Genomic DNA, 12,817 nt, shown 5'->3' on the forward strand with positions numbered 1-12,817 from the left:
TTAAGGAAAATCACTATGTCTGATAAAAGACGTTATTTCGGCACAGATGGTGTGCGTGGCAAAGTAGGCCAGTACCCGATTACACCTGATTTTGTTCTGAAGCTTGGCTGGGCTGCGGGTCGTGTTCTTGCGAAGCAAGGCACAAAGAAAGTCATCATTGGTAAAGATACTCGTATCTCTGGTTACATGCTTGAGTCAGCGCTAGAAGCTGGCCTTGCTGCTGCTGGTCTTCAGGCTACGTTTACTGGCCCAATGCCAACACCTGCTGTGGCTTACCTAACTCAAACCTTCCGCGCTGAAGCCGGTATTGTTATCTCTGCATCACACAACCCATACTACGATAACGGTATCAAGTTCTTCTCTTCTGAGGGAACAAAACTGCCGGACGATATCGAGTTGGCAATTGAAGCAGAGTTGGATAAAGACATCGAATGTGTTGATTCTTCAGAGCTAGGTAAAGCAGTACGTTTGAACGATGCGGCTGGCCGTTACATCGAGTTCTGTAAAAGTACGTTCCCACATAAAATGACATTAGCTGGCATGAAGATCGTTATCGATTGTGCACATGGTGCGACTTACCACATTGCGCCTGCTGTATTTAAAGAACTGGGTGCTGAGGTCGTTGCGATTGGTGTTGAGCCAAACGGTACTAACATCAACCACGAAGTCGGTGCGACGGATGTACGTGCTCTGCAAGCAAAAGTGGTTGAAGAAAAAGCGGCATTAGGCCTTGGCTTTGATGGTGATGGTGACCGTATCATCATGGTTGACGAGCTAGGTAACAAAGTTGATGGCGATCAAATCGCTTACATCATTGCTCGTGATGCACTGCGTCGCGGTGAGTTGAAAGGTGGCGTTGTTGGTACACTAATGACCAACCTTGGTATGGAAAATGGCCTTAAGCAGTTAGGTATTCCGTTTGTTCGTGCTGCTGTTGGTGACCGTTACGTAATGGAACAGCTTCTTGCTAAAGGCTGGAAGATCGGCGCTGAAAACTCGGGGCACGTTATCCTACTAGATAAAGTGACGACGGGTGATGCTATCGTTGCTGCTCTGCAAGTTTTGGCTTCAGTTGTTGATAGCGAAATGACACTGAATGAGTTGTCTCAGGGCATGACGTTGTACCCTCAAGTTCTAGAAAACGTTCGTTTCAGCGGAGATTCAAACCCACTAGAAGCCGAAGCGGTAAAAGCAGCGGTTGTTGAAGTAGAAGCTGAGCTTGGCGAGAAAGGCCGTGTGCTATTACGCAAGTCTGGTACCGAGCCACTACTGCGTGTCATGGTTGAAGGCGAAGATGCAGAGCTTGTTCAAGCATCAGCGCTTAAGATTGCAGATGCAGTAAAAGCAAACTGCTAATTTAACCTTTTACTTAGCCGGCGTAACGAATAGCGCCTGTGATTAGAAGTGATTGAGTTATCTCACGGTCAAAAGATATAACGGTCAAGAGATATAACGGTCAAGAGAGACGTAAATGAGTTTTGTGTCGCTTTTGACCTTTTTTTGACCACTCACTTGGTAAAGGCTTATTTTTTAGCAAATTCTCCTTGTCAGCCATCGTCGCATTCGCTAGTATTGCTCGGCCTTCAGTTAGGAGGTCGCTAGCCTTGTTCTTAAAAATAGTTTTTTGAACGGCGCTGGCTCAACAATTAGGAACATAGGTGGAAAAATGTTTACAGTTCTACTTGTGATTTACCTGTTGGCAGCGCTTGGTGTAATTGGCCTAGTGTTGATTCAACAAGGTAAAGGCGCAGATATGGGAGCCTCTTTCGGTGCTGGCGCTTCAAACACTGTGTTTGGTGCTGGTGGCTCAGGAAATTTCCTTACCCGAATGACTGCAATTTTTGCAACTACATTTTTTATCCTTAGCTTAGTGCTTGGTAATATGTCTACACATAAAACTGAGTCACAATGGATTGACCCGACCCAAGGTCAGGTGATTCAACAAGCTGATGATGCAGTGAGTGAAGTTCCGGCGCAAGGCGACGAAATTCCACAATAATCTGTAAAGATTTGATGCCGAGATGGTGAAATTGGTAGACACGCTAGCATGAGGTGCTAGTGCCTTAGGGTGTGAGGGTTCGAGTCCCTCTCTCGGCACCATGTTTACAAACTTGTAAAACATCTTGTTGGGCGTATAATGCTCGCAAGTCGGACGCGGGATGGAGCAGTTTGGTAGCTCGTCGGGCTCATAACCCGAAGGTCGTCGGTTCAAATCCGGCTCCCGCAACCAATTTCAATGCTATTATATAGCTTGTATTGGTAGCAAGTTTGCACAGTGTGAACCTCACTGTGAGTTAGGTGCGATATCGAATGTGATGGCACTTAACATATAAGGGTCCAGCAACAAAAACCCCGGCTTATACGGGGTTTTTTGTTATCTAAGCATTTGTAAATGTATTTAGATAATGTTTGCTTGGAATTTAAATTGGGCTTTGAGCCCTTTTTTTGTTTCTGGAGTGGTTAAATGACTGGTTTAGAAAGACAACTTACTGAAATGCTTGACGCTCCAGTAGCAGCATCAGGTTATGAGTTAGTTGGATTAGAATTTATTCGTGCTGGTGAGCACTCAACGCTACGTATTTACATCGATTCACCAAACGGTATCAATGTAGATGATTGCGCTGAAGTTAGCCACCAAGTAAGTGCCGTAATGGACGTTGAAGATCCAATTTCAGTGGCTTATAACCTTGAAGTGTCTTCACCAGGTTTAGAGAGACCACTGTTCAAAGCAGAGCATTACCAACAATTTATTGGTCACGAGGTAAGCATCGTTTTGAAAATGGCTGTCGGCAACCGTCGTAAATGGAAAGGTGATATCCAATCTATCGAAGGCGAGACAGTGAAAGTATTGGTTGAAGGACAAGAAGAAGAATTCGTCCTGAGCAATATTGCGAAAGCTAACCTGATCCCTAAATTTTAGTTCTCCTAGAGAGAAGAGCTTAAGAGGCTAGATTAATGAACAAAGAAATTTTGGCGGTAGTAGAAGCTGTTTCAAATGAGAAAGCAGTTCCTCGTGAGCGTATTTTTGAAGCGCTTGAAATCGCGCTTGCAACGGCAACAAAAAAGAAAAGCGAACTAGAAATTGAAGTTCGTGTTGAAATTGACCGTAAAACGGGTGATTTCGAAACTTTCCGTCGTTGGGAAGCTGTTGAGGAAGTTGAATTCCCAACAAAAGAAATCTCTATTGAAGCTGCAAAGTACGATGACCCAGAGATCGAACTTGGCGGTTTCATTGAAGATGATATCGAATCAGTAACGTTTGACCGTATTACGACTCAAACGGCTAAGCAAGTTATCGTACAGAAAGTACGTGAAGCTGAACGCGCTCAAATCGTTGAGCAGTTCATCGATAACGAAGGCGAGCTAGTAACTGGCGCAGTTAAGAAAGTTAACCGTGACACTATTATCCTAGACCTAGGTAACAACGCTGAAGCGGTAATCCTTCGTGATGACCAACTTCCTCGTGAAAACTTCCGTCCAGGTGACCGTGTTCGTGGTCTTCTTTACGCAGTTAAACCAGAAGCTCGTGGTTTCCAGCTTTTCGTTACTCGTTCGAAGCCAGAAATGCTAGCTGAACTATTCCGTGTTGAAGTGCCTGAGATTGGTGAAGAGCTAATTGAACTTAAAGGTGCTGCACGTGACGCTGGTTCTCGTGCTAAAATCGCTGTGAAAACAAACGACAAACGTATTGACCCAGTTGGTGCGTGTGTTGGTATGCGTGGCGCACGTGTACAAGCTGTTTCTAACGATCTTGGTGGTGAGCGTATTGATATCGTTCTTTGGGATGATAACCCGGCTCAATTCGTAATCAACGCAATGGCTCCTGCTGATGTTGCTTCAATCATCGTTGATGAAGACGCACACTCTATGGATATCGCTGTTGAAGCGGATAACCTAGCACAAGCGATTGGCCGTAGCGGTCAAAACGTACGTCTAGCGTCTCAACTTACTGGTTGGGAACTGAACGTAATGACTGTTGCTGATCTTGAGAAGAAGCACCAAGAAGAAGCAGTTGCTTCTATTGAAAACTTCATGAAGCACCTAGACATTGAAGAAGACTTTGCTCAAATGCTTGTTGAAGAAGGCTTCTCTACGCTTGAAGAAGTAGCATACGTTCCTGTGAACGAGCTTCTTGAAGTAGACGGTCTAGACGAAGGTATCGTTGAAGAACTACGTAACCGCGCAAAAGACGCACTGACTACTCTAGCGCTAGCGAAAGAAGAAACTTTCGACGGTGTTGAGCCTGCTGAAGACTTACTTGCACTTGAAGGTCTTGAGCGTGAAATGGCTTACAAGCTAGCAGCAAAAGGCGTTGCGACACTGGAAGACCTAGCTGACCAAGGCGTTGATGAACTAGAAGGCATCGAAGACCTAACTGCAGAGCGTGCAGGCGAGCTAATTATGGCTGCGCGTAACATCTGTTGGTTCGGCGACGAAGAATAATTCAGCAAGGAGAGAAAGCGGTATGACACAATTAACAGTTAAAGCACTGAGTGAAGAGATTGGTACGCCAGTTGACCGCTTAATTGAACAACTTGCTGATGCAGGCATGAAGAAAGCAGGGTCGGATCAAGTGACTGATTCAGAGAAGCAAACATTGCTAACGCACCTTAAAAAGGAGCACGGCGATACTTCAGGCGAAACAGAACCGACTCGTTTAACTCTTCAACGCAAGACCCGCAGCACGCTAAGTGTTGCCGCTGGAGGCGGTAAGAGTAAGGATGTTCAAGTAGAGGTACGTAAAAAGCGTACTTACGTGAAGCGCAGCACTATTGAAGATGAAGCGAAACGTGAAGCTGAGGAAGTAGCTAATCGTGAAGCGGAAGAGAAAGCACAACGCGATGCTGAAGAGCAAGCGAAACGTGATGCTGCAGAGAAAGCACAGCGCGAAGCTGAAGAAAAAGTAACACGTGAAGCGGATGCAAAACGTGAAGCTGAAGAGAAGGCTCAACGCGCACAAGCTGAAAAGGCTAAAAAAGACATGAATTCAAAAAATGCAGACGCTAACGCACAAGCGAAAAAAGAAGCGGATGAACTTAAAGCTCGTCAAGAGCTAGAAGCAACTCGTAAAGCAGAAGCTGAAGCAGCTAAGCTTGTTGAAGAAGCTCGTAAGTTAGCAGAAGAGAACCAAGAACGTTGGTCTGAAGAAGAGAAGAAGAAGAAAGAGCAAGAGAAATCTGCGGATTACCATGTGACTACTTCTACTTACGCTCGTGAAGCTGAAGATGCGGCAGATAAGAAAGATGAGAAAGCACCTCGTCGTCGCAAGAAGAAAGCAGCTCCTGCTAACCAACCTGCAAACAACCGTGGTGGTCGTAACCAGCGTGGTCGTGGCGGTAAAGGTAAGCTTGCTAAACCAACTTCAATGCAGCAAGGCTTCGATAAGTCAGCAACTGTTGCTAAATCTGACGTTGCTATCGGCGAAACTATCGTTGTTTCTGAACTGGCTAGCAAAATGTCAGTTAAAGCAACTGAAGTTATCAAAGTAATGATGAAGATGGGCGCTATGGCGACTATCAACCAAGTGATCGACCAAGAAACAGCACAACTTGTTGCTGAAGAAATGGGTCACAAGGTAATCCTACGTAAAGAAAACGAACTTGAAGAAGCAGTACTAGCTGACCGTGATAGCGATGCTATCGCTGAAGGTCGTGCTCCTGTTGTTACTATCATGGGTCACGTTGACCACGGTAAAACTTCAACACTTGATTACATTCGTAAAGCACACGTTGCTTCTGGCGAAGCTGGCGGTATCACGCAGCACATTGGTGCTTACCACGTAGATACTGACAACGGTATGATCACTTTCCTTGATACTCCTGGACACGCGGCGTTTACAGCTATGCGTGCTCGTGGTGCTCAAGCGACAGATATCGTTGTACTTGTAGTTGCAGCAGACGATGGCGTAATGCCACAAACAATCGAAGCAATCCAGCACGCGAAAGCGGCAGGCGTTCCTCTGATTGTTGCTGTGAACAAGATCGATAAAGAGGGTGCAAACCCAGACAACGTTAAGAATGAGCTAGCTCAATACGACGTTATCCCTGAAGAATGGGGTGGTGAGAACATCTTCGTTCACATCTCTGCTAAACAGGGTACAAACATCGATGGTCTTCTAGAAGCAATCCTTCTTCAGTCTGAAGTTCTTGAACTTACAGCGGTTAAAGAAGGTATGGCGTCTGGTGTTGTTGTTGAATCTCGCCTTGATAAAGGTCGCGGTCCAGTTGCAACAGTACTAGTACAGTCTGGTACTCTAAACAAAGGCGATATCGTTCTTTGTGGTCAAGAGTACGGCCGTGTTCGTGCAATGCGTGATGAAAACGGTAAAGACATCGAAACTGCAGGTCCATCTATTCCTGTAGAAATTCTAGGTCTTTCTGGTGTTCCTTCGTCAGGCGATGAAGCGACTGTTGTACGTGATGAGCGTAAAGCACGTGAAGTTGCGAACTACCGTCAAGGTAAATTCCGTGATGTTAAACTAGCTCGCCAACAAAAAGCGAAACTAGAGAACATGTTCGCGAACATGACGGCTGGCGAAGTTGCTGAGCTTAACGTGGTACTTAAAGCTGACGTTCAAGGTTCTGTAGAAGCGATTGCTGACTCTCTACTGAAACTGTCAACTGACGAAGTGAAAGTGAACATCGTAGGTTCTGGTGTTGGTGGTATTACTGAAACTGATGCAACGCTTGCTGCAGCTTCTAACGCTATCATCCTTGGTTTCAACGTTCGTGCTGACGCAACTGCGCGTAACACGGTTCAGAACGAAAACCTAGATCTACGTTACTACTCAATCATTTACCAACTGATTGACGAAGTTAAACAGGCGATGGGCGGTATGCTTGCTCCTGAGTTCCGTCAAGAGATCATTGGTCTTGCACAAGTTCGTGACGTATTTAAGTCGCCTAAACTTGGTGCAATCGCTGGTTGTATCGTGACTGAAGGTACGATTAAGCGTAGCAACCCAATCCGTGTACTTCGTGAAAACGTTGTTATCTACGAAGGTGAACTAGAGTCACTTCGTCGCTTTAAAGATGACGTTCAAGAAGTTAAGAACGGTTACGAGTGTGGTGTCGGCGTTAAGAACTACAACGACGTTCGCGTTGGTGACCAGATCGAAGTATTCGAAATCGTTGAGGTTAAACGTACTCTAGACTAATCAGTCTGTACGACTCGACATATTGACTAAGGTTACTAACATTACTAGTAAAGGTAATAAGTAATCGGTTGTTGAATACACCATGGGGGGCTGGTTATTACCAAGCCCCCCATCTTTCTAAGTGAGAAAAGAAAATGTCAAAAGAATTTAGCCGCACACAACGTGTGTCTCAGCAGCTTCAAAAAGAGCTTGCGCTTATCCTACAACGTGAAGTTCGTGACTCACGTATTGGTATGGTAACTATCTCAGACGTAGAAGTGTCTCGTGACCTTGCTTACGCAAAAGTGTTCGTGACTTTCCTATGTGTTGGTGAGCAAACACCGGAATCATGCCTTAAAGCTCTTAAAGAGCATGAAGTGCCAGTTCGTATGGCTCTTGGTAAGCGTATTCGCCACCGTCTAACGCCTGAAGTTCGTTTTACTTACGACAACACACTAGTAGAAGGCATGCGTATGTCTAACCTAGTAAGTGAAGTTCTGAACGACGACAAGCGTAAGCAAGAAGAAGCTGGCCGCACTGACGAAACTCAGTCTAAGGGCGAAGAGTAATGGCTCGCCGTCGTAAAGGTCGCCCTATCAACGGGGTAATTCTATTAGATAAGCCGACTGGCATTTCGTCTAATGATGCACTGCAAAAAGTAAAGCGTATTTACTTTGCAGAGAAGGCAGGGCACACCGGTGCTCTGGATCCTCTTGCGACTGGCATGCTGCCAATTTGTCTTGGTGAAGCGACGAAGTTCTCTCAGTTTCTTCTAGATTCTGATAAGCGCTACGTTGTTATCGCTAAGCTTGGTGAGCGTACCAATACCTCTGACTCTGATGGTGAAGTGGTAGAGACACGTGATGTTAACGTGACTCAAGAACAGCTTGAGCGTTGCATTGCGAGCTTCAAGGGTGAAACCGATCAGATACCATCAATGTTTTCGGCATTGAAGTATCAAGGTAAGCCTTTGTACGAATACGCACGTGCAGGTATTGAGGTTCCTCGTGAGTCTCGTAAGATCACTGTGTACTCTATTGAACTGCTTCGCTTTGAAGGTGATGAAGTTGAAATGGAAGTGCATTGTTCGAAAGGCACATACATCCGCACAATTACCGACGACCTTGGTGAAATGCTAGGTTGTGGTGCTCACGTGACCATGCTTCGTCGTACAGGTGTCGCAAAGTACCCATACGAGCGTATGGTGACTTTGGAGCAGTTAAACGAGATCCTAGAGCAAGCACAGGCGCAAGAAATTGCACCGAAAGAGCTGCTTGATCCACTGCTGATGCCAATGGACACTGCCGTTGAAGACTTACCAGAAGTAAACCTGAACGCGGAACTGACTGACCTAGTTCAGCACGGTATGCCAGTTCAGGTTGCTGGTGCGCCAACTGAAGGCACGGTTCGTATGACAAGTGGCGAAGAGAAGCTGTTTGTCGGCGTAGCTCAGATTGCTGAAGATGGCCGAGTTGCACCGAAGCGTTTGGTTGTTTTCAGAGATGAAGAGCCACAAGCGTAGCGCTTACATCGGATCTTAGCGCTGAGTCGTGAAAAGTGAGCAAATAAGATAGAAAGCGAACGCCTAATTTAGGTGGTTCGCTTTTTTCGTTTTTAATGGGTTCGATTGTTATTGCACCAACTGACAAACTTCCCTATAATCCTCGGCTCGCGTAGCGGCTGAATCAGAGATTGGCTGCTACAAATATAAACTTACTCTTATCAGGAGAGAATTATGTCTCTGAATGCAGAAACTAAAGCAGCAATCGTTGCAGAATACGCACAATCTGAAGGCGACACAGGTTCACCAGAAGTACAAGTAGCACTACTTACTGCTTCTATCAACCACCTACAAGGTCACTTCAAAGCGCACAAACACGATCACCACAGCCGTCGTGGTCTACTACGTATGGTTTCTAGCCGTCGTAAGCTTCTTGATTACTTGAAAGGCAAAAACCTTGCTCGTTACCAAGACCTAATCAAGCGTCTAGGCCTACGTCGCTAATAGCGATGTCTGCAAAGACAGTTTGAAGAAAAGGAGCATTTATGCTCCTTTTTTTGTGCCTGTAAGAAAATGCTAGGCTGGATGCTCAGAATATCATCTGGCTTTTTCTGATAGGAAATATATCTCCTAATAAAAATAGTTTATACTACGCCCGCCTATAGCGTTTTCAGCGTTTGGCAATCAACCTCTCAAGAGATTACAGTCACAGATGTCGGCCAATAGGTCGCGACTATTCAAAGGCGGATTTGGTCTTAATTCGGCGTATGAACACATACAAAGAGTCACCATTCTAAGTCCCTTTTCACTAGTCGCGATTGGTAATGTCTTGAGTCATTATTCACTTAATCTAAAGTCTGACTTTAGAGCTAAGGATATACAATGTTTGAAAAACCAGTTGTAAAATCGTTCCAGTACGGTAACCACACCGTTACTCTAGAAACGGGCGTAATTGCACGTCAAGCTACTGCTGCTGTAATGGCGACTATGGACGATACATCAGTATTCGTTTCTGTTGTTGCTAAGAAGGAAGCAGTTGCAGGTCAAGACTTCTTCCCACTAACAGTAAACTACCAAGAGCGTACATACGCTGCGGGTAAAATCCCTGGTGGTTTCTTCAAGCGTGAAGGTCGTCCATCTGAAGGCGAAACACTAACAGCTCGTCTGATTGACCGTCCAATTCGTCCACTTTTCCCAAGTGCGTTTAAAAACGAAGTTCAAGTTATCGCTACGGTTGTTTCTATCAACCCTGACGTAAACCCAGACATGATCACTATGATCGCAACATCTGCTGCGCTTGCTATCTCTGGTGCTCCATTCAATGGTCCTATCGGTGCTGCACGTGTTGGTCACATCGACGGCGAACTTGTTCTTAACCCATCAAATACTGAGCTTGAAAACTCTAAACTAGACCTAGTTGTGTCTGGTACAGAAGGCGCAGTACTTATGGTTGAATCTGAAGCAGATAACCTATCTGAAGAAGAAATGCTTTCAGCTGTTGTTTACGGTCACGACCAACAACAAGTTGTAATCAAAGCAATCAACGAGTTTGCTGCTGAAGTTGCAACTCCATCTTGGAACTGGGAAGCACCAGCAGTTAACACTGAGCTTAAAGCTCAAGTTGCTGAACTTGCTGAAACTCGTCTATCTGACGCGTACCAGATCACTGAGAAAATGGCTCGTTACGAGCAAGTTGGCGTAATCAAGAACGACGTTGTTGAAGCTCTAATTGCACAAGACGAAAACCTAGATGAGCGCGAAATCCGCGGCATGCTTGGTTCTCTAGAGAAAAACGTAGTACGTAGCCGCATCATCGCTGGCAACCCACGTATCGATGGCCGTGAAAAAGACATGGTTCGTGCGCTAGACGTACGTACTGGTGTTCTTCCACGTACACACGGTTCTTCTCTATTCACTCGTGGTGAAACTCAAGCACTTGTTACTGCAACGCTTGGCACACAACGTGATGCTCAAATCATCGACAGCCTGATGGGTGAGAAGAAAGACAACTTCCTTCTACACTACAACTTCCCTCCATACTGTGTAGGTGAAACTGGTTTCGTTGGTTCTCCTAAGCGTCGTGAAATTGGTCACGGTAAGCTTGCTAAACGTGGTATCCAAGCAGTAATGCCTTCTGTTGAAGAATTCCCATACACAGTTCGTGTTGTATCGGAAATCACAGAATCTAACGGTTCTTCTTCAATGGCTTCTGTATGTGGTACATCTCTAGCTCTTATGGATGCTGGTGTTCCAATCAAAGCTTCTGTTGCGGGTATCGCAATGGGTCTTGTTAAAGAAGGCGACGATTTCGTTGTTCTTTCTGACATCCTTGGCGACGAAGATCACCTAGGTGACATGGACTTTAAAGTAGCAGGTACTAACGCTGGTATCACTGCACTTCAAATGGACATCAAGATCGAAGGTATCACTAAAGAGATCATGCAAATTGCACTTAACCAAGCGCAAGGTGCACGTAAGCACATCCTTTCTGTAATGGATGAAGCTATCTCTGGTGCTCGTGAAGATATCTCTGAATTCGCTCCACGTATCCACACAATGAAAATCAGCTCTGATAAGATCAAAGATGTTATCGGTAAAGGCGGCGCAGTTATCCGTGCTCTTTGTGAAGAAACTGGTACTACAATCGAAATCGAAGACGATGGCACAATCAAGATTGCTGCTACTGAAGGCGCAGCTGCTAAAGAAGCTATCCGTCGTATCGAAGAGATCACAGCTGAAGTTGAAGTTGGCCGCATTTACCAAGGTAAAGTTGCTCGTCTAGCTGACTTCGGTGCATTCGTTACTATCCTTCCAGGTAAAGATGGTCTAGTACACATCTCTCAAATCGCTGACAAGCGCGTTGAGAAAGTGTCTGACTACCTAACTGAAGGTCAAGAAGTTCCTGTTAAGGTTCTTGAAATTGACCGTCAAGGCCGTGTACGTCTAAGCATGAAAGAAGCAGTTGAAACGCCAGCTGAAGGCGAAGCACCTGCTGCTGAGTAATTCTCAGTGTGTCGATGGTGATATCGCTTTTTAGTGATTTCTAACCTATCGTCAACAAAGCATGTTATAAAGGGGAGCATATCGCTCCCCTTTTTTATTGCGGTCATAACAGGAGTAATTATTTGTGAAATGGTTTCAAACCGCGAGTATGTGTTTACTGCTTGTACTAACAGGTTGTGCGACAACATCAGATAACACCTCAAGTTGGGTTTATCCACCGATGGCTGTGCCATTGCAACCAAGCGTTCAGCAAGAAGTTCAAATTGCACGTCTTAGTCAGTTATTACAGCGCCCAGATTTGAACGATGAAGTTCGAGCTAAGATGCTGTTTGAACGTGGTAACTACTACGACAGTGTTGGCCTGCGTGATCTCGCGCGTCTCGACTTCAACCAATCTCTTTCATTGAACCCTGCTCAACCTGATATCTTCAATCTTTTGGGTGTTTACTTTACGCAGGTAGGGGAGTTTGATACGGCTTATGAATCTTTTGATTCTACGTTAGAGCTTGATCCTGCAAACTCTTACGCAGAAAGGAACCGCTCTATCGCGCTTTACTATGGCGAGCGTTACGACTTAGCCAATGAAGAGATGATGAAGCACTATGCCGACGATCCTAGCGATCCGTTTCGCGCTCTGTGGTTGTACATCATTCAGCATGAGCTGACGCCAGAGCAGGCTAAGCTTGATTTGCAAAAACGTTACGAGAGCCGTGATGAGCAGTGGGGTTGGGTATTAGTCGCGATTATGCTTGATGACATTACTGAAGAGCAGGCTTTCAAGGCGATCTTAACCGGTACTCGTGACAACACGTTACTTGCGCAGCGTCTAACAGAGACGTACTTCTACCTTGCTAAGCGTTACCATATGAATGGTGATTACGCGAATGCTATCTCTTTGTACAAGTTAGCGGTTTCTTTTAACGTGTATGAATACGTAGAACATCGTTACTCTTTCTTAGAGTTAAGCCGTATCTTCACCACACTTAAAGCTGAGCACTTAGCGCAAGTTAAGCTGGCTGAGGCCGAAGAAGAAGCCAACGCTAAGTAAGCAACACATTTTGATTCCGAAAAGCCGCTGTCTGTCAGCGGTTTTTTTATGCTCCTTTTTTATGATCTTCATCTCGTTTTGATTGCTTTTTATTTAAACAACACTAAAATAGTTAGCCTTGCTAACTAAA

General features: G+C 45.3%; 10 protein-coding genes and 2 tRNA genes. All 12 read left to right on the plus strand.

Annotated elements, in window-relative coordinates; genetic code table 11:
- Positions 1 to 15 precede the first annotated feature (15 nt).
- The 12 genes from glmM to nlpI all read left to right on the plus strand — a co-directional run bounded on the left by glmM (position 16) and on the right by nlpI (position 12,687).
- Positions 16 to 1,356, plus strand: a complete 1,341-nt coding sequence (gene glmM, locus AB4384_RS00335) for a phosphoglucosamine mutase (protein ID WP_050651777.1) — start codon at positions 16 to 18, stop codon at positions 1,354 to 1,356.
- 310 nt (positions 1,357 to 1,666) lie between these two features.
- Complete coding sequence (secG, locus tag AB4384_RS00340) at positions 1,667 to 1,999, plus strand: preprotein translocase subunit SecG (RefSeq protein WP_017059392.1); 333 nt, start codon at positions 1,667 to 1,669, stop codon at positions 1,997 to 1,999.
- A 16-nt stretch (positions 2,000 to 2,015) separates the two neighbouring features.
- Positions 2,016 to 2,100, plus strand: a tRNA-Leu gene (locus AB4384_RS00345).
- 53 nt (positions 2,101 to 2,153) lie between these two features.
- Positions 2,154 to 2,230, plus strand: a tRNA-Met gene (locus tag AB4384_RS00350).
- Positions 2,231 to 2,464: 234 nt separating this feature from the next.
- Complete coding sequence (gene rimP / locus AB4384_RS00355; protein WP_004738265.1) at positions 2,465 to 2,920, plus strand: ribosome maturation factor RimP; 456 nt, start codon at positions 2,465 to 2,467, stop codon at positions 2,918 to 2,920.
- Between the two features lie 35 nt (positions 2,921 to 2,955).
- Positions 2,956 to 4,443 (plus strand): transcription termination factor NusA, encoded by a 1,488-nt coding sequence (gene nusA, locus AB4384_RS00360; protein ID WP_017059230.1) that lies wholly within the window; start codon positions 2,956 to 2,958, stop codon positions 4,441 to 4,443.
- 22 nt (positions 4,444 to 4,465) lie between these two features.
- Positions 4,466 to 7,156 (plus strand): translation initiation factor IF-2, encoded by a 2,691-nt coding sequence (gene infB, locus AB4384_RS00365; RefSeq protein WP_017059231.1) that lies wholly within the window; start codon positions 4,466 to 4,468, stop codon positions 7,154 to 7,156.
- Positions 7,157 to 7,290: 134 nt separating this feature from the next.
- Entirely contained in the window at positions 7,291 to 7,704 is a 414-nt protein-coding gene (rbfA, locus tag AB4384_RS00370; RefSeq protein WP_017065964.1) for a 30S ribosome-binding factor RbfA, read from the plus strand.
- On the plus strand, positions 7,704 to 8,657 hold the full coding sequence (gene truB / locus AB4384_RS00375; RefSeq protein ID WP_017059233.1) for a tRNA pseudouridine(55) synthase TruB: 954 nt from the start codon (positions 7,704 to 7,706) through the stop codon (positions 8,655 to 8,657). Before rbfA ends, truB begins: the two co-directional genes overlap by 1 nt.
- 213 nt (positions 8,658 to 8,870) lie before the next feature.
- Positions 8,871 to 9,140 carry a 30S ribosomal protein S15 gene (gene rpsO, locus AB4384_RS00380; protein ID WP_010436144.1) on the plus strand — a complete coding sequence of 90 codons (270 nt, stop codon included), beginning with the start codon at positions 8,871 to 8,873 and terminating at the stop codon, positions 9,138 to 9,140.
- A gap of 378 nt (positions 9,141 to 9,518) precedes the next feature.
- A complete protein-coding gene (gene pnp / locus AB4384_RS00385; protein WP_017059234.1) occupies positions 9,519 to 11,639 on the plus strand; it encodes a polyribonucleotide nucleotidyltransferase in 2,121 nt (706 codons plus the stop codon).
- A 124-nt stretch (positions 11,640 to 11,763) separates the two neighbouring features.
- Positions 11,764 to 12,687: a lipoprotein NlpI gene (gene nlpI / locus AB4384_RS00390; protein ID WP_372128683.1), complete on the plus strand. Its 924-nt coding sequence runs from the start codon at positions 11,764 to 11,766 to the stop codon at positions 12,685 to 12,687.
- Positions 12,688 to 12,817 lie beyond the last annotated feature (130 nt).

This window comes from Vibrio sp. 10N.261.51.A4, from assembly GCF_041471945.1.
GTDB lineage: Bacteria > Pseudomonadota > Gammaproteobacteria > Enterobacterales > Vibrionaceae > Vibrio > Vibrio crassostreae_C.

What these genes read in the sequence shown, in the direction of transcription:
- rbfA (WP_017065964.1), top strand. Translation starts at nt 7,291, where the DNA reads ATGTCAAAAGAATTTAGCCGCACACAACGTGTGTCTCAGCAGCTTCAA.
- glmM (WP_050651777.1), top strand. Translation starts at nt 16, where the DNA reads ATGTCTGATAAAAGACGTTATTTCGGCACAGATGGTGTGCGTGGCAAA.
- rimP (WP_004738265.1), top strand. Translation starts at nt 2,465, where the DNA reads ATGACTGGTTTAGAAAGACAACTTACTGAAATGCTTGACGCTCCAGTA.
- secG (WP_017059392.1), top strand. Translation starts at nt 1,667, where the DNA reads ATGTTTACAGTTCTACTTGTGATTTACCTGTTGGCAGCGCTTGGTGTA.
- rpsO (WP_010436144.1), top strand. Translation starts at nt 8,871, where the DNA reads ATGTCTCTGAATGCAGAAACTAAAGCAGCAATCGTTGCAGAATACGCA.
- truB (WP_017059233.1), top strand. Translation starts at nt 7,704, where the DNA reads ATGGCTCGCCGTCGTAAAGGTCGCCCTATCAACGGGGTAATTCTATTA.
- pnp (WP_017059234.1), top strand. Translation starts at nt 9,519, where the DNA reads ATGTTTGAAAAACCAGTTGTAAAATCGTTCCAGTACGGTAACCACACC.
- nusA (WP_017059230.1), top strand. Translation starts at nt 2,956, where the DNA reads ATGAACAAAGAAATTTTGGCGGTAGTAGAAGCTGTTTCAAATGAGAAA.
- infB (WP_017059231.1), top strand. Translation starts at nt 4,466, where the DNA reads ATGACACAATTAACAGTTAAAGCACTGAGTGAAGAGATTGGTACGCCA.